Below are 19,335 nucleotides of genomic sequence, written 5' to 3' on the forward strand. Positions count from 1 at the left end.
AATTCACTCGTTACGGACCGATTCACCCGGCGCACCGGGTGTACCCGACCGGAACGTATGTTCTCGACCGGATGGGCGCCGCTACTTCGGCGCCATCCGGATGGCGCCGTCGAGCCTGATCGTCTCGCCGTTGAGGTAGGCGTTCTCGAGAATGTGCTGCACGAGCGCCGCATACTCGTCCGGGCGCCCGAGCCGGGACGGGAACGGCACCTGCTCGCCCAGCGAGTCCTGCGCCTCCTGCGGCAGGCCCTTGAGCATGGGGGTCTCCATGATGCCGGGGGCGATGGTGTTGACCCGGATGCCGTGGCGCGCGAACTCCCTCGCCAGCGGCAGCGTCATGGCGTGCACACCGCCCTTCGACGCCGCGTAGGCGGGCTGGCCGATCTGGCCGTCGAAGGCGGCGACGGATGCGGTGTTGATGATCACGCCGCGTTCGCCGTCGGCGTCGGGTTCCGATCCGGCCATCGCAGCGGCCGCGAGTCGGACGACGTTGAACGTCCCGATCAGGTTGATCTCGAGAACGCGGGTGAAGTTCTCGAGGGGCAGCGTGCCGTCCCGGCCGAGGACCTTGCCCGGGGTCGCGACCCCGGCGCAGTTGACGACGATCCGGAGGGGCGCGAGTGCGACCGCCGCGTCGACGGCCGCCTGCACCTCGCTGTCGTTCGACACGTCTGCGGGAACGAACCGGGCGTTCTCGCCCAGCCGCGCCGCGGCATCCGCACCGGGCGATGACGGCAGGTCGACGATGACGACCGACACGCCGGCCGCGGCAAGTCGGGTTGCGGTGGCGTTGCCGAGGCCGGATGCGCCCCCGGTGATGAGGGCGGATGCTCCGGGTAGCTTCATTGCTGGATCCTCACTGTGCTGGAGAGGGGTGTGTTGCGAGCCTAGGGGAGGCCGGGGAGCGCTTCACACCCGTTGTCGGGGCGGCTGTTCCCACGACGGTCGCCGCGCGGCGCTGTTGTGCCGTGTCTACAACGACGGTGGTGATGCTCAACAGGATCGGGCGCGGAATGTCGGGCACATTCTCCTGTCGAGCGTACGGACGCCGCCCAATCTCCTGTCAACCGTCCGCGCCAAGTCAAATCCGCTCGATGATGGTGGCGTTCGCCATGCCGCCGCCCTCGCACATCGTCTGCAGCCCGTACCGCCCGCCGCTCGTTCGAAGCGCGCTGACCAGGGTGGTGAGGAGTCGCGTTCCCGAGGCACCGAGCGGATGGCCGAGGGCGATCGCGCCGCCCCACGGGTTGAGCCGCGACGCGTCCACGTCGAATTCACGCTGCCACGCGAGCGGCACCGACGCGAAGGCTTCGTTGACCTCGAACACCTCGATGTCGTCGATCCGGATGCCGGTGCGGTCGAGCACGCGCCTGGTGGCCGGGAGGATGCCGGTGAGCATCTCGATCGGGTCGCTGCCGACCTGGGCGAAGCCGACGAATCGCGCGAGCGGCGTCAGGCCGAGCTCATCGGCTTTGTCCTCGCTCATGAGAAGGGCGGCGGATGCGCCGTCGGTGAGCGGCGACGAGTTGCCCGCCGTGATGTTCCAGCCGATCTCGGGAAAGCGCTCGGCGTACTCGTCGGTGCGGAACGCCGGCTGAAGACCGCCGAGGGCCTCCGCGGTCGTGCCTCGCCGCACCGTCTCGTCGACGCCGAACAGGGAGAGCCGGCCGTCGGCATCCGTCAGGGTGACCGGGATGACCTCGGGAACGAACAGGCCGCGGTCGATCGCCGACGACGCGCGGGCGTGGGACTGGGCCGCGTACGCGTCGAGCTCAGCCCGGCTGATGTTCCAGCGGGAGGCAATGAGTTCGGCGGAGATGCCCTGGTGCACGAGGCCGTCCGGGTAACGGTCGCGCAGCATCGGGCCGGCGACGTCCTCGCCGAGTGTCGAGTAGCCGATCGGCTGCCTGCTCATCTGCTCGACCCCGCAGGCGATGACGACGTCGTTCGTTCCGCTGAGGATCGACTGGGCCGCGAACTGCGCCGCCTGCTGGCTCGAGCCGCACTGCCGGTCGATCGTGGTTGCCGGGACGCTTTCGGGGAAGCCGGCAGCGAGCACCGCGTTCCGCGCGATGTTCGTCGATTGGCGCCCGGCCTGGGTGACGCAGCCGGCGATGACATCGTCGACGATGCCGGGGTCGATCCCCGCCCGGGCCACGAGGTGCTGCAGGGTCTGGGCGAGCAGGTCGACCGGGTGGATCGTGCTCAGCGCACCCCCCGGTTTGCCGCGCCCCGACGGCGTGCGCAGGGCGTCGATGATGACGGCGGATGACATGGCGCTCCGATCGATCGGTTCACGTCGAGCGTACGACGGATGCCGCCCGGCGGGCCAGCGGCATCCCCTTCTCACGCGGGCGATCCGGTGGCAGCGTTGGGGTCACGAGAGGAGAGGACATGGGAAACATCATCGTTCAGCAGGGCGTGAGCCTCGACGGGTATGCCGCGGACGCCCGCGGGGGGCTCAGCTTCTTTTCCGCGGTGGAGGACTGGACCGAGCCGGACACGGACCAACTGGACCAGCTCGACTCGATCTCGCACATGGTGCTCGGCGGCACCACGTACCGGGAGTTCGTCGGGTTCTGGCCGACGGAGCAGTCGCGCGACGAGATCATCGCCGACAAGCTCAACGCCCTCGACAAGGTCGTCTTCTCCCGAACGCTCGAGCGGGCCCCGTGGGGCGGGTACCCCGAAGGCCGCGTCGTCGACGGCGACCCCGCCACGACCCTGCGTTCTCTCGCCGAGACCGCGCCGGGCGACCTGATCGTCTGGGGCAGCCTGGAGCTGACCGACCAGTTGTTCCGCTCGGGAGGAGTCGACCAGGTGCAGCTCCGGATCTGCCCGGTAGCCATCGGGAGGGGTCGGCGCGTGTTCCCTGACGGGTTCGCGACCGCACTGCGGCTTCTGCGCTGCAGGACCTACGACTCCGGGCTGATCTGGGCGGACTACGCCCTCACCTGACCCGCACACGGACATTCAGCGGGCCTAAGCTGGCAGCAGAGAAGCCATGACACTCACGCCACCGGCCGTACCGCGCCTCGCCGCCACCATCGTGCTCGTGCGCGATGACCCCTTCGAGGTTCTCCTGGTGCGCCGCCATGAGAAGGCCGTGTTCGCATCAGCCCTCGTCTTTCCGGGCGGAGCGGTCGACGACGACGATGACTGTGACGAGTGGCTGCCCCTGCTGGGAAGCGGGGTCGAGCTGCCGCGGAACGAACGCGCCATCCGCATCGCCGGCATCCGGGAGGTGTTCGAAGAGACCGGCGTGCTGCTCGCGAGCCGCCCGGATGGTTCGGACGTGGAACAGCCGGAGCGCGCGACCGCCTCGTTTCTCGACGTGGTGCGGGCATCAGGAGGCCGGCTGATGCTCGACGACCTCCATCCGTTCGCGCACTGGATCACCCCGGAGGTTGCGCCCCGGCGCTTCGACACCCACTTCCTCCTGGCGCGGGCGCCGAAGGGCCAGCAACCGACGCCGGACGGCGCGGAGATCGTCGCCGTCGAATGGGCGCGACCGGCTGACGTCGTGCGGCGGGCGGAGCACAAGGAGCAGCCGCTCATGTTCCCCACCCTGCTGAACCTGATGCGCCTGGCCGAAAGCGAGGATGCGGCGAGCGCGATCGCCGCCGCACAGAACCGGCAGCCGTACACGGTGCTGGCCGCCATGGAGATCGGTGACGACGGATCGAAAAAGGTCGTGATTCCTGCCGAGGCCGGGTACGGCGTCACCGAGCACCCGTTCCCGTAGCGAGGCGCAGTGAGTCGTGCCGCGGCCCAGCCGCCGTTCCGGCCAGCCGCCGTTCAGGCCAGCGGGTAAAATCGACCCGTGGCCATTTCGAAGATCCTCCTCTACTACGTCTTCACGCCACTCGCCGACCCGGATGCCGTGCGGCTCTGGCAGCGGGACCTCGCGGAGTCGCTGAACCTGCGCGGGCGCATCTTGCTCTCCAGGGACGGCCTGAACGGCACGATCGGTGGCGAGCTCGGCGCCGTGAAGAAGTACCTCCGCAAGACCCGTGAGTACCCGGCGTTCAAGAACCTCGATGTGAAGTGGTCGGAGGGCACCGGTCTCGATGAGAGCGGTGCGAGCCTCGACTTTCCGCGGCTCGTGGTCAAGGTGCGCGACGAGATCGTCTCGTTCGGTGCGCCGGGCGAGCTCGAGGTGGACGAGAACGGCGTCGTCGGCGGCGGAACGAGGCTGCAGCCCGCCGAACTCCACGACCTCGTGGCGGAGCGCGGCGACGACGTCGTGTTCTTCGACGGCCGGAATGCGTTCGAAGCCGAGATCGGCCGGTTCAGGGACGCGGTCGTTCCCGACGTGTCGAACACGCGCGAGTTCGTGGCCGAACTCGACAGCGGAAAGTACGACCACCTCAAAGACAAACCGGTGGTCACGTACTGTACCGGAGGCATCCGGTGCGAGGTACTCTCCGGGCTGATGAAAAGCCGGGGCTTCGGTGAGGTCTACCAGCTCGAGGGCGGTGTCGTCCGCTACGGCGAGACGTACGGTGACGACGGCCTGTGGGAGGGGTCACTGTACGTCTTCGACAACCGCATGTCGATGGACTTCTCCGATCACACGGCCGTGATCGGCTCGTGTGCCGTTTGCGGTGTGGCATCCCGGCACATGCAGAATTGTGCGGATGCCTCCTGCCGCACCCAGCTCGTCCTCTGTGCCGACCACGCGGCCGCGGCGCCGCTCTGCGAGACGCACGCGGCCCTCGCGGGTTAGCCGTCGGTGCGGCCGTCGATCTGATCGTTGAGGATCTCGTCGGCGGCGTCCGGATCGGCGTCGTCGGCGTTGTAGTGCTCCTTGAGGACTTCGTTGTCGCCCTCGTAGTCCTGGCCGCGCTGCGCCGGCGACGAGACGATGTCTTCGCCGAAACCCTGGTCGACGAACTGGGCGTCGATCACCTCGGGCGTCGCGGCGAGGCCGTCGGGCAGGGCGTTCTTCGGGGAGCCGTTCTCGATGTCACTCATAGTGTTCCTCTCGTTGCGTACCCTTCGACGCTAGGCGGCCCGGCTCGACGCGGGCAAGGCCTTGCGTTCGGTTTGACACGGCGACGCCCCGCCTGCGTTCGATGTGGGCGGTGGTCTCTGCTGGCACGTCCTCCTGCGCGGATGCCGTCAGCACCGCACAAGGAAAACACCGCCAGATAAGGAAAGGATCAACAAACCTGTCCTTGCCTGAGGGCTTTTTCCTTCCCTCGTGTCGACGATCCGCTCACCCCTTAGGACCGACCTGCAGCCGTCCGCGGTCCACCCGCCACTTCGTCGCCGGCCTTTGCCGGCATCCGCGCCGCTTCGATCGCCGGCAGCACCAGCAGCACAGCCACGACTCCGAACGCCCAGCGGTAGCCGAGTTCGGGCGTGCCCGGGTCGACGGCATCCGCTGCGACGGTCGTAACCCGCACGACCAGCGCCGCGACCGCGATGCCGAGCCCGGTCGCCACCTGCTGCATCGTCGACGCGAGCGTGTTCGCCCGCGACGTCAGCGTCGGGGGCACATCGGCGAACTGCACCGAGTTGTATCCGCTGAACCCAATCGAGCGGAAGACTCCACTCGCGAAGAGCAGCAGAGCGGTCACCACGAGCGGAGTGCTCGGCGTGAGAAAGACGCAGCCGACGTACACCAGCGCGCCGCAGAGGTTCGCGCCCACGATCACGCGCCGAAAGCCGAACCGCCGGATCAGCGGGCTGGTCGCCGGTTTGATCAGGATGTTTCCGAGAAACACCGCCATCACCATGAGCCCCGCCTGCGACGCGCTCCAGCCGAACCCCGCCTGGAATAACAGCACGAACAGGAACGGTGCCGCACCGATGAGCAGACGGTAGACCCCACCGCCGACATTGCCGACCCGGAACGTCGCGATCCGCAACGCCGAGAGATCGAGAAGCGGATGCCGCGCGAACCGCAACCGCAGAAACGCCCCAGCCCCGACGAGACCGGCCAGGAGAAGCAACCCGGCGCTGAGCCGCCAGTCGGTCGGGTCTGCCCCGACCTGCTCCATGCCGAGCACGAGTGCAGCCAGGGCGACGCCGACGAGGAGGAAACCCCACCAGTCGAGGCCCTCCCTGCTCCGCTCGGCGAGAGCGGGCACGTATCTCAGGGCGGCCAGGAACGCGACGATTCCCAGCGGGATGTTGACGAGGAAGATCCATTCCCAGCCCACCGTGTCGGCGAGGATTCCTCCGAGCACCGGCGCGATCACGGGCGCGAGCAGGGCGGGCCAGGTCAGGTACGCTATCGCATTCAGCAGGTCGCCCTTGTTCACCGCGCGGAGCACCGCGAGCCGGCCGACCGGCACCATCATGGCGCCGCCGATACCCTGCAGCACCCGCATGACGCACAACATCGGCAGTGACGTGCTCACCGCACACAGGGCCGACGCGATCGTGAAGATCACGATGGCCATGCAGAAGATCCGTTTCGTGCCGAATCGGTCGGCCAGCCAGCCGCTGACCGGCACGCCGACGGCCAGCGCCAGAAGGTACGTCGTCATGGCGAGGTTGATGTCCACCGCGCGAACGCCGAAATCCGCCGCCATGGCGGGCGCCGCGGTCTGGATGATCGTGGCGTCGAGGATCTCCATGAACGCCGTCCCGGCGACGAGAAGCGCGAGAGGCCGGTTGAGGGTGGTCCCTGAGCGAGGCCGCCCGCGGCCGCGCTGAAGGGTGGATGATCGGGGCATCCCCCCATTCTGCCCCGGCCGCGCCCCTAGGCTGGGCGCATGACGACCACGTTCCGGGCCTGGCTGGTTTCGAAAGAAACGGATGCCTCCGGCACCGCCACGCAGACAGCATCCGTTCACGGCTTCACCGACGACGACCTGGGAGCGGGCGACACCACCGTCTCGGTGCAGTACTCGAGCATCAATTACAAGGACGGACTCGCCCTCTGCGGCCGGCCGGGTGTGGTGAGAAACTGGCCACTCGTCGCGGGGATCGACCTCGTCGGCACCGTCGAGTCTTCGGACTCGGCCGGATGGGCGCCGGGCGACACCGTCCTGCTGAACGGCGCGGGGTTGGGCGAGAGCCTGCACGGCGGTCTGGCGCAGCGCGCCCGCATCGACGGATCGCGCCTGGTTCGGGTTCCGGATGCTCTCGGCCCACTCCGGGCCGCCGCGATCGGCACGGCCGGATTCACGGCGATGCTGTCGGTGATGGCTGTGGAGCGCCACGGGGTCTCCCCCGGCGACGGGCCCGTACTCGTCACCGGCGCGGCCGGAGGTGTCGGATCGGTCGCCGTCGCGCTTCTCAGCCGGCTCGGGTTCGAGGTCGTTGCCTCAACGGGACGTGCCGACACCGAGCGCGAGTACCTGACGATGCTGGGCGCGACGGAGATCCTCGACCGCGGCACGCTCTCGGAACCGGGCAAACCGATGCAGTCGCAGCGCTACGCCGCCGTCGTCGACGCGGTCGGAAGCCACACCCTCGTCAACGCCATCGCCCAGCTGACCTCCGGCGGTGTGGCGACCGCCTGCGGTCTCGCCCAGGGAACCGACCTGCCGGCGACGGTTCTGCCGTTCATTCTCCGCGGCGTCAGCCTCGTCGGCATCAACTCGGTGGAAGCGCCCCTCGGGTTACGGCAGGAGGCGTGGAGCCGGCTGGAGCGCGACCTCGATCCCGAACTGCTCGACGGAATGATCGAGGTGATCCCCCTCGACGCCGCGAAAGACAGCGCTGAGCGCATCCTTGCCGGCGGTGTTCGAGGGCGAACCGTCGTCGACGTGAACGCCTGAGTCGACCGTCAGCGGCCCGCTCGGGGATCTCGCGCGGGTGAGCTCGCCACACGCGGCTGAAACTGCACCCGCGCGCGACGAAAAGACCCGCGCCGGGGCTCGGCACCAGCACCCCGAGCCCGACGGGACGGCGAACCGCTGCTGGCTCGGATGCGGACGCGGATGCGACCGGCAGCTCTCCAGAAAGACGCGCGCGGGTGGATTCGCGGCCCGCGGCTGAAAGTGCACCCGCGTGCGGCGAAAAGACCCGCGCGGGCGCGTCGGCAGCGGCCTGCCGCTTGCACCCGCCGCGATGGGCCGCGACGGCCTAGACCGAGTCGGTGGGGGCGGATGCCGTGTCGGCGGGGGCGGATGCCGTGTCGGCGGGGGCGGGCGCGCCGGTGGGGGCGGGCGCGCCGGTGGGGTCGGGCGCGCCGGCGGCCGGAGTCGTTTTCGGCGTCGTCTTCGGGCGGCGCGGTGCGCGGGTCCTGGCCGCAGCCGTTGCCGTTTCGGGTGTCACGACGGCGGTGGCATCCGGTGTCACGTCTGTCGGGGCCGGCGTGCTGTCGGCGGCCGGGGCGTCGGCATCGGTTTTCGGCTTCACGACGCGCTTGGGCTTCGGCGTCACCTGCGGGGTCGTCTTGCGCGCGCGGGGCGACTTCTTCGCCGGCTTCGCGTCGAGCTGAAGCTTGGAGACGAGCTCCATACCGTGCTTCGTCGTGATGATCAGCCGCGAGAACTCCTCGTCGGCGACGTCGATCACGACCGAGGGTTTGGTGCCCTTGAGCACGAGGAAGTCCTTGCCCCCGTGGAACTTCCACTGGCCGACCGCGAGGGTCAGGGGAATCGCCGTCCCGGGCGCCCGGATGCCGCGCACCCAGATCCACGGATCGTCTGTCAGCGTGGCCGAGCGGATGGACGAACGCGGCACCACGATGTTCTCCCGGCGAAGCGAGAGCGTCTTTTCAGCGGTCGACAAAATGACTTCAAGACGATCGGAGTGCAGCAGGAGTCGAGCCATCCCCCTAGTCTGCCAGTGACCTCCGACAATTCCGGTGGTGAAACCTCACAACGAGGTAACGTCCGCCTTGTCGGTGGTTCTCACCGACTGACCGGGTCGCCGCCATTTCCGTCCAGCCATGCGATGTCGCTCCGGGTGGGAGCTGACTCCCAGTCGCCCTGGGCAAGGCACGCGAAAGCACCGCACCGCACTGCCAGGTCGAGCCGGGCTCCCGCGTCCCCACCGCGGGTCCATTCGACCAGCCACCCCGCCGCGAACGCATCACCCGCTCCCACGGTGTCGACCACCGTGACGGCGATCGCAGACCGCTGCGTGGCGGCACCCTCCCGACACTTCTCGAGCGCGCCACGTTCACCGAGCTTGACGACAGCATGCTGTGGACCAAGCGCAAGGATGGCGTCGAGTTGCCTCTGCGGGTCTGCATGACCCGTGAGTATGGCCGCTTCGTCGTCACCGGCGAAAACGACGTCGGCGCGCTCGGCAAGACCCCGATACGACCGCGTGACGGCATCGAGGTCGTCAACGAGAGAGCTGCGATGGTTCACATCGAAGGCCACCAGCGTCCCCGCAGACTTCGCGTAATCAATGGCGGCGTGAGCTGCGGCCAGTGGGCTCGCGCCGAGGGCGGCCGAGATGCCGGTGATATAGAGCACTTTCGCATCGGCGACAGCGTCCGGTGCGACGTCAGATGGACTGAGTCGACTTCCTGCGTGCCCCCGGCGGTAGTAGGTGATGCGGCTCGCGCCGGGGTACGGCCGTTCTTTCAGCATGAGAGCCGTCGGTGCGTCGGTGTCGCGGGTTGGATGGACGGATACTCCCTCGGCGCGCAGTTCGCGGACGATGAGGTCACCAATAGCATCGGAGCCGACCCTGCCGATCCACGCGGCTGCCGCTCCGAGTCGCTGGACCCCGATGGCCACGTTGCTTTCGGCGCCTCCGAAGGTGAGCCGCAGTTCCCCGCCGAGGGAGAGGCGCCCCGCTCGATCGCTCACAATGAGTCCCAGGCTTTCCCCAAGAACGACCACATCGTGTTTCCGGGTGGCAGGAAATGACGTCATGAGGAGGCCCCAACTGCTTCGCGCGCGCGCTCGGCAACCGCGCTCGCACCCTGCGCCGCGGGCTGGACGATCCAGCTCCCGCTCACAGCGAATACGGCGGGATGCGCCAGGTGTGCCGCGAGGTTCGCAGGACCGACGCCACCGGACGGCATGAACTTGACGTCACGGAAAACGGCCGAGTATGCCTCGATCAGCGCGACCCCGCCGAACACGCCAGCAGGAAAGAGTTTGACGCGTGTCAGCCCTGCCGCGCGCGCGGACTGGATCTCTGTCGGAGTAAGGACACCCGGCACGATCGGAAGATTCGCACCGCGCACGTATTTCACCACCTCCAGATCAAGACCCGGCGTGACGATGAACGCCGCTCCCGCGTCGATCGCATCGCGCGCCTGGTCAATCGAAAGCACCGTGCCGGCACCGACCAGGATGTCTCCTCGGTCCGCAAGCCGCCTGAGCGCCGGCAATCCGAAGTCGCTTCGCAACGCAACCTCGACGACCGGAAGTCCACCGGAGACGAGGCCGTCGCCGATCGCATCGACAACCCCGGGGTCTGAGATGGATGCAAGCGGCACCACCCGATGGCTGAAAAGCGGGTGCTCCCGCTCATCGCTCATCGCCCCATCCATCCGCCATCGACCGGAAGGACGACGCCTGACACATAATCGGATGCTCGGCTCGCCAGGAACACCGCGGCTCCTCCAAGGTCGCTGGCTTCGCCCCACCTGGCAGCGGGGATACGGGACAGAATCGATTGTGAGCGCTCCGGATCGTCGCGAAGCGCTTCGGTGTTGTCGGTCGAAATGTATCCTGGCGCGATCGCGTTCACGTTGACCCCGCGCGACGCCCACTCGTTGGCAAGCGCTTTCGTGAGACCACCGATCGCAGACTTCGTCGCCGCGTACCCGGGAACCGTCACTCCACCCTGGAAGCTGAGCAGACTCGCGGTGAAAATGATCTTTCCGCCCCCACGCTCGATCATCTGGCGTCCGACGTGCTGGGTGAGCACGAACTGGCTGTTCAGATTGACGTCGATCACCTCATCCCACCATTCGAGTGGATGCTCCGCGGCCGGTGCGCGCCGGATCGTGCCCGCATTGTTCACGAGGATGTCGGTGCGCGCGGCGACGTCCTGACCGAACGCGGTCACAGCGTCCCGGTCGCGGAAGTCCACGCCGTGACCTTCGAATGAACGGCCGAGTTCTCGTACTCTGCGGCCGATTGCACCGCCGTCAGCTTCCTGGCCGGCGGATGCGGCGATGATGTCTGCGCCGGCGACGGCGAGGGCTTCGGCCATCGCAAAGCCGATGCCGCGACGTGCTCCGGTGACGACCGCCGTCTTTCCGGTGAGGTCGAACGGGTTGGTGTTCATGTGTGCTCCTGGATCTCTTCGCTGGCGCTGGTCAGTTCTGGACGTCCACAAGCACCTTCAGGGCTTGCGCTGTGGTGAGGGTCTCGAAAGCTTCGAGGGTGCGGGCAAGGGGGACTGTCGCGCTGATGAGTTCGTCGGCGGGCACGAGCCCGCTGCGGATCAACTCGATGGCGTGGTCGAAATCTTCTCGCTCGTAGACGCGAGCGCCGATGAGCTCAAGCTCGCGCCAGAACACCCGATGCAAGTCGATGGGAACGGGCTGCGGGTGGATGGCGACCATGACAACGCGGCCGCGGGTGCGGGCGTGGCGAACAGCGTCCAGCGCCGTGGCGGCCACCCCGGCTACCTCGAAGACGACATCGGCGCCAGCGCCGGAGGTGTGTTCGCTCACGATGGCGCCAAGGTCGTCGGCGATCGGGTCGACGACGGTTGCTCCATGCCTGGCCGCGAAAGCGCGGCGGTCGGCGTTGGGCTCAGCGAGGATGACTTTCGCTCCGACCTGGGCGCTGACCAGTGCGATGAGTTGGCCGATCGGTCCGCCGCCGATGACGAGGGCAGTCTCTCCTGCGGCGAGACGAGACCGGCGCACGTCGTGCGACGCCACGGCGAGCGGTTCGACGAGAGCGGCGTGCTGGAGGGAGACACCGGCCGGTATGGGCACGACTATCGACGCGGGGACCGTCCAGAGTTCCTGGAGTGCACCGGTCGTCTCGATGCCGACGAAGTTGAGCCGGTGACAGATGTGAGCGTGTCCGGCACGACAGGCGGGGCAGTCACCGCACCAGTCCAGCGGCATCACGGTGACCGTGTCACCCGGGCGAACGGAATCGACGCCGGCTCCGACCGCTTCGACCGTGCCGCTCATCTCGTGCCCGATGGGCTGCGGTGCGTTGACCCGGTGGTCCATGTGGCCGTGGAGGATGTGCAGGTCCGTGCCGCAAATACCGACGTACGCGACCCGGATCTGAACAAGACCTTCATCCGGCGGGAAGGCAGGACTGCTGCCCAATTCGATGTGGCCGCTCTTCGTGTAATTCGCCGCTCGACCGCCGCCTGCATATCGTGTCATTGCCATGAGAATTCCTCGCTCGATGATTCCGCAGGCATGCTGCCGGCGAATTCGGTTTGGTCTCTTTGAGTTCCGTGTGGCGAAACTCGGTTCCGTTTCTGTATAGTAGCCCAAGATCGAACGGCCGGCGCAGTGGTGACCGGTTCCGACTCAATGAGGAGATTTCACATGCACAAGCGATTTGTTGGTGCCATCGGCGCCACGGCAGTTCTCGCGCTGGGCCTTGTCGGCTGCGCCTCCGGAGGAGACGCAGACGCAGACGCGGGCGCGGACACCGGCGGCAAGGCGCGGGTGTTTCGCGTCGCATTCAATCAGAACGAATCGCACCCGCAGGCGCAGGCCATTCTCGAGCTTTCCGACAAGCTGGAGGAGGCGACCGATGGTCAGTACTCCCTCGAGTTGTACGCAGACGGCACGTTGGGCGCACAGGAGGCGACCATCGAGCAGGTTCAGTCGGGAACGATCGACTTCGCTTTCGTCGCCGGCTCGTTGCTCGAAAGCTTCAATCCCGACTTCTCGGTAGTGAACCTGCCATACATGTACGAGTCGCCTGAGCACCAGATGGAAGTGCTCAATGACCGCGACGTTGTCGGCGACCTCTACGATTCGCTCGACGCGGACAATCTGACGCTTCTTGCCGCGTTCCACGGTGGAGTGCGCAACGTCTACACCGACAAGCCGATCAAGACGCCGGCGGATCTCGCCAGCTCCAAGGTCCGCGTCATCGGATCGGAAACCAACGTACGGATGATGGAACTCATGGGTGGTATCGGCACCCCGATGGCACAGGACGAGGTCTATACAGCCATCCAGTCGGGTGTCCTCGACGGGGCGGAGAACAACGAGTTGATCTACTCGTCGCTTGCTCACGACGAAACGGCTCCCTTCTACTCGTACACACAGCACCTGATGATGCCCGACTACTTCGTCGCCAGTCCGACCGTGTGGGATGGCCTGGACGAGGAGACCCGCGGGCTCTTCGAGGATCTCCTCGACGAAGCGGTTGACGATGAACTGGAAGCATTCGATGCCGCGGTCAAGGCCGCCGTCGCCGACGCTGAGGACGCGGGCGCAACTTTCGTCAAGGCGGATGTCGATGCCTTCCGCAAGGCTGTCCTCCCACTGCACGAGGAGCTCATCACCACTCCTGCATCCCAGGAGATCTACGACGCCATCGACGCCGCGCGCGGCTGATACGTCCGTCTGAGGGAAGAGTAAGTCCATGACCACATTTCGCGCCTGGCTCGACCGAGTGTTGCGAGTTCTCTGCGTCGTCCTGTTCGCGGCGCTCGTGCTGCTCGTCGTCTGGCAGGTTTTCACACGTCTGGTCTTGAACGACCCGAGCGCCTGGAGTGAAGAAGCCGCCAGATACACGTTCGTGTGGGTCAGCCTGATCGGGGTCGCGATTGCGATCGGCGAGAAGGCCGACGTGGTCATGGACTTCCTCGTCGAGAAGCTTCCCGTCGCCTTGCAACGGGTCGCCGACATCCTCGCGTACCTGTCGGTGTTCGCTTTCGTCGGCTATGTGATGATCTACGGCGGAATCAAACAGTCGGCGATGGCGTGGACTCAGACCAATCCGTTGCTCCCGTTCACCCAGGGGCAGCTCTACCTGGCTCTGCCGATCGCCGGCGTCTTGATTGCTTTCTATCTTGTGCTGCACATCTCTCACGCCCTTTCTCCGGCCTACAAGGGTCGCGAAGGGTTTCACGAAGACCTGGAGGCGGCAACCGCATGATCGATCCTCTTGTCCTGAGCGCCATCCTGATCGGCGGGCTCATCATCCTGCTCGCCATCGGGGCACCGGTATCGATCGCCATCGGGTTGCCGTCGGCGGTATGCATGCTGCTGCTGGCCGGCTTCGACAACGGCGCGACGACGTCCGTCCAACAGATGTTCCGTGGGGCGAACTCGTTCGCGTTGCTCGCGATCCCCTTCTTCGTTCTCGCGGGGGCGATCATGAACACCGGCGGAATCGCCGCGAGGCTCATCAATCTGGCGCGAGTCTTGGTTGGTCGAACCCCGGCGGCGCTCATGCACAGCAATGTCATCGCCAACGCGATCTTCGGGACCGTCTCCGGATCGGCCGTTGCGACGGCCGCTGCGGTGGGTTCGACGATGACGCCCATGCTTCGAAAAGAGGGTTACAACCCGGCGATGGCGGCAGCGGTCAACGTCAGCTCAGCCCCGGCGGGAATGCTCATTCCCCCGAGCAACACGCTCATCGTGTACTCGCTGGCCGCGGGTGGGACCTCGATCGGTGCCCTCTTCGTAGCTGGATACATCCCCGGTCTGCTCTGGGCCCTGGCGTGCACCGTAACGGTCTTCTTCTATGCCCGACGCCACCCAGAGCTCAAGGGGACGCCGTTTCCCGGGTGGACGGTGTTCTTCACCACCGTCCTCCGGGCTCTGCCGTCCCTCGGCCTCATCGTCGTCGCCATCGGCGGCATCATCGCCGGGTTTTTCACCCCTACCGAAGGCTCAGCGATCGCGGTGGTCTACGCGCTTGCGCTCTCAATGATCTACGGCACGGTCAAGCTGCGGGATATCCCGGGAATCCTCTTCGACGCCTGCCGCACCAGTTCGATCGTCATCTTCCTGATCGCAGTGTCTTCGATCATGGGGTACGTGATGACTTACGCGCGGCTACCGCAGCTGATCGCTGAGACGCTGTTCGGATGGACCGACTCGAAGGTGGTCGTGCTTCTGATCATGATGCTCGTGCTGCTCGTCATCGGAATCCCGCTTGACCCGACTCCGGCGCTGCTCATTTTCGTTCCGATCTTCCTGCCGATCGCGGTCTCCTACGGCGTGGATCCCATCCACTTCGGAATCATGATGGTCTTCAACCTCTCGATCGCCGTCATCTCCCCGCCGTCTGCGCCGGTGCTGTTCGTGGGCACGCAAGTGGCGAAAGTCAGGCTCGAGCCGGTCATCGCCAAAATGGTCCCCTTCCTGCTGCTGTTGGTCGCGATGCTGTTTGTCGTGGTGTTCGTGCCCGAGCTCTCGATGTGGTTGCCGCGCCTGCTCGGTCTCGCCAACTAACGCCCCAGCACATGCCTTTCGAACCGATCGTCCTTGGAGGACTCATGTCATCACTAATGCGCGGCCCCGTCGCCGCTGAACAGATCCCCGGCTTCTCACAACAGGACCTGCGGGATCGCTTCCTCGTGGAGCGCCTGCTCGTGCCGGGCGAGTTGATCGCCGTTCCGACGCACTACGACCGGGTGGTCGCCGTCGGCGCGGTGCCGACGGCTTCGCCCATCGAACTCAGGCCGATTCCGGAGATCCGCTCAGAGTATTTTCTGGAGCACCGCGAGATCGGGATCGTCAACGTCGGCGCGGCCGGCGCGGTGCGGGCAGACGGCACCGACTATCGAATGGAACCCGAGGCGGTCCTCTACCTGGGCCGCGGAACCCGACAGGTCGTCTTCACGTCAGACGACCCGACAGTCCCGGCCAAGTTCTACGGATTCTCCGCGCCCGCGCACACGGCGTTCCCCAACATGCTCGCAGGACCCGACGAAGGTACTGTTCGCGAGCTCGGCGATCAACTCACCTCCAACTCCCGCACGCTTCGGCAGGTCATTCACGAGAACGGCATCCGTAGCTGCCAGGTGGTCATGGGAGTGACCCGCCTGCACCCTGGGAACATGTGGAACACCTTGCCGTCGCATACCCACGAGCGCCGCTCCGAGTTCTACCTGTATTTCGACGTGGCCGCGGACGCACGGGTGCTGCACCTCATGGGCGAGCCCAGCGAGACGCGTCACCTCCTCGTCGCGAACGACGACCTGGTCATGTCGCCGAGCTGGTCGATCCATTCCGGTGTTGGTTCGCGCGCGTATGCATTCGTATGGGCGATGGCAGGGGAGAATCAGTCGTTCGACGACATGGATCATGTGCAGATCACCGAGCTGGTGTAAAAGTAGAGGTGACTGACAGGGAGAGCTGAATGGAGTCGTCGACGGGGGCGCACGCGTCAGTGTCCAACGCGAACCAGAAGACGCTGCGCGTGCTCGAGGTGGCATTGCTCAACGAGCGCTTCACCGACATCGTGACCGAAACGGGCCTCCCGAAATCGACCGTGCATCGAATCCTCGCGTCCCTGATCGAGGAGGGATTCCTCTCTGGTGATGCCGAACGCGGCTACCATGGGGGCTCCCGGTTCATGGCATTGGCGGGGCGGGTACTTTCACGCGTCGATATCTCGCGCATCGCTGCGCCGGTCGTCGATCAACTCGTTGCTGAGGTGGACTGCACCGTGCACGTCGGGACGCTTTCTGGCGATGAGATGGTCTACGTGATCCGCACGGATTCGTCGAAGCCATACCGCATGCGTTCACGAGTCGGCCTGGCCATTCCCCTGCACTCGACGGGGATGGGGAAGGCCGTCATGGCGTTCTGGCCGGACGACCGGATAGCCTCGTATGCCTCACGGACAGGCCTGCCCGCCCGAACCGACTCGACGATCACCGATCTCGGGCGGCTTCGTGACGCGCTCGCTGACGTCAGAGAGAGGGGCTACGCGCTCGATCTCGGCGAGAACGAACCGGGGACCGTCTGCGTGTCCGCCCCGATCTCTGACCACACCGGTGAAGTTTCGCACGGCCTGTCTGTCTCGTCGATTGCTCTCGAGCATCCCGGACAATCGATCGAAGAATTCGCACCACAGGCAGTTGCGGCCGCGAACGAGATCTCCCGGCTGTTGGGCGGTACGCGCTGACTCCAGACGGGGCAGGTCGGCTGACCGCCGAACGGGGAACCGGTCAGGCCAGTTTCGCTGCTGCGGCCGCGCGGGCCGCCGCCGGGAGCGCCTCGACGATCCGCGAGATCACGCGCTCGTCGTGCGCTGCCGAGACGAACCACGCCTCGAAGACGCTCGGCGGCAGCGAGACTCCGCCGTCAAGCATGGCGTGGAAGAACGGCGCGTACCGCCAGGCCTCCTGCGCCTGCGCCTGCGCGTAGTTACGGGGTCGCTCCTCGGCGAAGACGAAGCTGAACAGGTTTCCTGCGCGCTGCACGACGTGAGCGACGCCTTCCTGGCTGAGCGCGTCGGACACGGCCTGGGACAGCACGGCGGATGCCTCATCCAGGCGCTCATACACAGCTGGGGTGGCTCGCTCGAGAGTGGCGAGTCCTGCCGCGACGGCGACGGGGTTCCCCGACAGCGTCCCGGCCTGGTACACCGGGCCCTGGGGAGCGAGGTAGTCCATGATGTCGGCGCGCCCACCCAATGCCGCGAGCGGCATACCTCCGCCGATGACCTTGCCGAAGGCGAACAGGTCGGGCGAGTAGAGCGGGCCGTCGGCGAGCGAGAGGCCCCAGTAGCCCGAGGAACTCACGCGGAACCCGGTGAGCACCTCGTCGAGGATCACGAGGGCCCCATGCTCGTGCGCGAGTTCGACCAGCGCGGCGTTGAAGCCCTTCTCGGGCGCGAGCACGCCCATGTTGGCGGCCGCCGCCTCGGTGATGACGGCGGCGATCGAATCGCCCCGTTCGGCGAACACGACCCGGAGAGCGTCGAGGTCGTTGTACGGCAGAACCAGGGTCTGGGCGGCGATCGCGGCAGGTACGCCGGCCGAGCCAGGCAGGGCGAGCGTGGCGAGGCCTGAACCGGCTTCGGCGAGGAGTCCGTCCGAGTGGCCGTGGTAGTGCCCGGCGAACTTGACGAGGAGGTCACGGCCGGTGAAACCGCGGGCGAGCCGGATGGCCGTCATCGTGGCCTCAGTGCCGGTGGACACCAGCCGGAGCTTCTCGATCGGCGACATCCCGACGGCCGACACCCGCTCCTTGACCAGCTCGGCCAGTTCCGTCTCCGCCGGCGTCGATGCGCCGAAGGAAAGGCCGCGGGCGGCAGCCTCCTGAACGGCGCGCACCACCTCCGGGTGGGCGTGGCCGAGGATGGCGGGGCCCCAGGAACCGACGAGGTCCACGTATTCGGTGCCGTCGGCATCCGTCACCGTGGCACCGGATGCCTTCACGAGGAAGCGGGGGGTGCCGCCGACGGAGCCGAACGCCCGCACCGGGGAGTTCACCCCGCCGGGGATGGAAAGCTTCGCGCGGGTGAAGAGGTCGTCGTTGTTCATCGCAGCCACCCCGCCAGTTCGGTCGCCCAGTAGGTCAGGACGACATCGGCCCCCGCCCGGCGAATGCCGACGACGGACTCCTCGATGGCGCGGCGCCTGTCAATCCAGCCGTTCTGCGCGGCCGCCTCGATCATCGCGTACTCCCCGGAGACCTGGTATGCCCAGACTGGAATGTCGCTCATCGCGGCCACATCGGCGAGCACGTCGAGGTAGCTGCCTGCTGGCTTCACCATGACGATGTCGGCGCCCTCGGACATATCGAGGGTGGCCTCGCGCATGCCCTCCCTGCGGTTGGCCGGGTCGAGCTGGTAGCTGCGGCGGTCGCCGCGAAGCTGGGAGTCGACGGCCTCGCGGAACGGACCGTAGAACGCCGAGGCGTACTTGGCGGAGTAGGCGAGGATCGCGGTGTCGACGAAGCCGGCTTCGTCGAGGGCGCTGCGGACGGCGTCGACCTGCCCGTCCATCATGCCGCTCAGGCCCAATATGCTCGAGCCGGCATCCGCCTGGACCAGTGCCATGTCGACGTAGCGTTCGAGGGTCGCGTCGTTGTCGACCCGGCCCGACTCGTCGAGCACGCCACAGTGGCCGTGGTCGGTGAATTCGTCGAGGCAGAGGTCGGTCTGCACGACGAGAGCGTCGCCGACTTCGGCGACGAGAGCAGCGGTCGCCACGTTGAGGATGCCGTGAGGGTCGGTGGCACCGGACCCGACGGCATCGCGCACGGCGGGAATCCCGAACAGCATGACGCCGCCGACACCGGCCTCCGCGGCATCCGTCGCCGCCCGTTTGAGCGAATCGAGGGTGTGCTGCGAGACGCCCGGCATCGAGCTGATCGGCACGGCGTCTTTCACGCCCTCGCGGACGAAGAGCGGAAGGACCAGCTCGGCCGGATGCACCCGGGTCTCGGAGACGAGGCGGCGCATGGCGGGGGTCTGACGGAGTCTACGGGGACGAATCGAGGGTACGTTCACCCGTTCAGCCTACGCGTCGACGGCTGTACGCCGCAGAACG

The 19,335-nt window shown here is 66.9% G+C and carries 20 protein-coding genes; 9 read left to right on the forward strand and 11 right to left on the reverse strand.

Annotated elements, in window-relative coordinates; genetic code table 11:
- Window positions 1-81 precede the first annotated feature (81 nt).
- Window positions 82-846, reverse strand: a complete 765-nt coding sequence (locus ABIE24_RS05105; protein WP_354497440.1) for a 3-hydroxyacyl-CoA dehydrogenase — start codon at window positions 844-846, stop codon at window positions 82-84.
- Between the two features lie 235 nt (window positions 847-1,081).
- Window positions 1,082-2,275, reverse strand: a complete 1,194-nt coding sequence (locus tag ABIE24_RS05110; RefSeq protein WP_354497442.1) for a thiolase family protein — start codon at window positions 2,273-2,275, stop codon at window positions 1,082-1,084.
- A 119-nt stretch (window positions 2,276-2,394) separates the two neighbouring features.
- Here ABIE24_RS05110 and ABIE24_RS05115 point away from each other — a divergent pair, with 119 nt between their 5' ends.
- The 3 genes from ABIE24_RS05115 to trhO all read left to right on the forward strand — a co-directional run bounded on the left by ABIE24_RS05115 (window position 2,395) and on the right by trhO (window position 4,729).
- A complete protein-coding gene (locus ABIE24_RS05115; RefSeq protein ID WP_354497443.1) occupies window positions 2,395-2,958 on the forward strand; it encodes a dihydrofolate reductase family protein in 564 nt (187 codons plus the stop codon).
- Window positions 2,959-3,004: 46 nt separating this feature from the next.
- The gene (locus tag ABIE24_RS05120) at window positions 3,005-3,745 is read left to right on the forward strand and encodes an NUDIX hydrolase (RefSeq protein WP_354497444.1); all 741 of its coding nucleotides are present in this window, start codon (window positions 3,005-3,007) and stop codon (window positions 3,743-3,745) included.
- Window positions 3,746-3,823: 78 nt separating this feature from the next.
- Window positions 3,824-4,729 (forward strand): oxygen-dependent tRNA uridine(34) hydroxylase TrhO, encoded by a 906-nt coding sequence (gene trhO, locus ABIE24_RS05125; RefSeq protein ID WP_354497446.1) that lies wholly within the window; start codon window positions 3,824-3,826, stop codon window positions 4,727-4,729.
- Here the strand turns inward: trhO and ABIE24_RS05130 are convergent.
- Window positions 4,726-4,977 carry a hypothetical protein gene (locus ABIE24_RS05130; protein WP_354497448.1) on the reverse strand — a complete coding sequence of 84 codons (252 nt, stop codon included), beginning with the start codon at window positions 4,975-4,977 and terminating at the stop codon, window positions 4,726-4,728. The two genes, trhO and ABIE24_RS05130, sit on opposite strands and share 4 nt — an antisense overlap.
- A 251-nt stretch (window positions 4,978-5,228) precedes the next feature.
- Entirely contained in the window at window positions 5,229-6,689 is a 1,461-nt protein-coding gene (locus ABIE24_RS05135) for an MFS transporter (RefSeq protein WP_354497450.1), read from the reverse strand.
- Between the two features lie 39 nt (window positions 6,690-6,728).
- Here ABIE24_RS05135 and ABIE24_RS05140 point away from each other — a divergent pair, with 39 nt between their 5' ends.
- The gene (locus ABIE24_RS05140) at window positions 6,729-7,739 is read left to right on the forward strand and encodes an MDR family oxidoreductase (protein WP_354497452.1); all 1,011 of its coding nucleotides are present in this window, start codon (window positions 6,729-6,731) and stop codon (window positions 7,737-7,739) included.
- A gap of 307 nt (window positions 7,740-8,046) precedes the next feature.
- Here the strand turns inward: ABIE24_RS05140 and ABIE24_RS05145 are convergent, their stop codons facing one another.
- The 5 genes from ABIE24_RS05145 to ABIE24_RS05165 form a co-directional block, all read right to left on the reverse strand.
- Window positions 8,047-8,739, reverse strand: coding sequence for a hypothetical protein (locus ABIE24_RS05145; protein WP_354497454.1), 693 nt, complete (start codon window positions 8,737-8,739; stop codon window positions 8,047-8,049).
- 80 nt (window positions 8,740-8,819) lie between these two features.
- Window positions 8,820-9,797, reverse strand: a complete 978-nt coding sequence (locus ABIE24_RS05150; RefSeq protein WP_354497455.1) for a sugar kinase — start codon at window positions 9,795-9,797, stop codon at window positions 8,820-8,822.
- Window positions 9,794-10,411, reverse strand: coding sequence for a bifunctional 4-hydroxy-2-oxoglutarate aldolase/2-dehydro-3-deoxy-phosphogluconate aldolase (locus ABIE24_RS05155; protein WP_354497456.1), 618 nt, complete (start codon window positions 10,409-10,411; stop codon window positions 9,794-9,796). Before ABIE24_RS05155 ends, ABIE24_RS05150 begins: the two co-directional genes overlap by 4 nt.
- Window positions 10,408-11,166: an SDR family oxidoreductase gene (locus ABIE24_RS05160; protein WP_354497458.1), complete on the reverse strand. Its 759-nt coding sequence runs from the start codon at window positions 11,164-11,166 to the stop codon at window positions 10,408-10,410. The genes ABIE24_RS05155 and ABIE24_RS05160 overlap by 4 nt, the downstream gene beginning before the upstream one ends.
- Window positions 11,167-11,197: 31 nt before the next feature.
- Window positions 11,198-12,241, reverse strand: a complete 1,044-nt coding sequence (locus ABIE24_RS05165) for a zinc-dependent alcohol dehydrogenase (protein ID WP_354497460.1) — start codon at window positions 12,239-12,241, stop codon at window positions 11,198-11,200.
- Between the two features lie 162 nt (window positions 12,242-12,403).
- Here ABIE24_RS05165 and ABIE24_RS05170 point away from each other — a divergent pair, with 162 nt between their 5' ends.
- From ABIE24_RS05170 to ABIE24_RS05190, 5 genes are read left to right on the forward strand one after another with little or no spacing between them, the layout of a single operon-like run.
- Window positions 12,404-13,429 (forward strand): TRAP transporter substrate-binding protein, encoded by a 1,026-nt coding sequence (locus ABIE24_RS05170; protein ID WP_354497462.1) that lies wholly within the window; start codon window positions 12,404-12,406, stop codon window positions 13,427-13,429.
- Window positions 13,430-13,457: 28 nt separating this feature from the next.
- Window positions 13,458-13,973 (forward strand): TRAP transporter small permease, encoded by a 516-nt coding sequence (locus ABIE24_RS05175; RefSeq protein ID WP_354497463.1) that lies wholly within the window; start codon window positions 13,458-13,460, stop codon window positions 13,971-13,973.
- Window positions 13,970-15,280, forward strand: coding sequence for a TRAP transporter large permease (locus ABIE24_RS05180; RefSeq protein WP_354497465.1), 1,311 nt, complete (start codon window positions 13,970-13,972; stop codon window positions 15,278-15,280). Before ABIE24_RS05175 ends, ABIE24_RS05180 begins: the two co-directional genes overlap by 4 nt.
- Before the next feature lie 44 nt (window positions 15,281-15,324).
- Window positions 15,325-16,161, forward strand: a complete 837-nt coding sequence (kduI, locus tag ABIE24_RS05185) for a 5-dehydro-4-deoxy-D-glucuronate isomerase (protein ID WP_354497467.1) — start codon at window positions 15,325-15,327, stop codon at window positions 16,159-16,161.
- 29 nt (window positions 16,162-16,190) lie between these two features.
- A complete protein-coding gene (locus tag ABIE24_RS05190) occupies window positions 16,191-16,961 on the forward strand; it encodes an IclR family transcriptional regulator (RefSeq protein ID WP_354497468.1) in 771 nt (256 codons plus the stop codon).
- 43 nt (window positions 16,962-17,004) lie between these two features.
- Here the strand turns inward: ABIE24_RS05190 and hemL are convergent, their stop codons facing one another.
- The gene (hemL, locus tag ABIE24_RS05195) at window positions 17,005-18,324 is read right to left on the reverse strand and encodes a glutamate-1-semialdehyde 2,1-aminomutase (protein WP_354497469.1); all 1,320 of its coding nucleotides are present in this window, start codon (window positions 18,322-18,324) and stop codon (window positions 17,005-17,007) included.
- Window positions 18,321-19,247, reverse strand: coding sequence for a porphobilinogen synthase (gene hemB, locus ABIE24_RS05200; RefSeq protein ID WP_354497470.1), 927 nt, complete (start codon window positions 19,245-19,247; stop codon window positions 18,321-18,323). Before hemB ends, hemL begins: the two co-directional genes overlap by 4 nt.
- Window positions 19,248-19,335 lie beyond the last annotated feature (88 nt).

Origin of the sequence: Mycetocola sp. 2940 (assembly GCF_040548835.1) — a bacterium.
GTDB lineage: Bacteria > Actinomycetota > Actinomycetes > Actinomycetales > Microbacteriaceae > Mycetocola_A.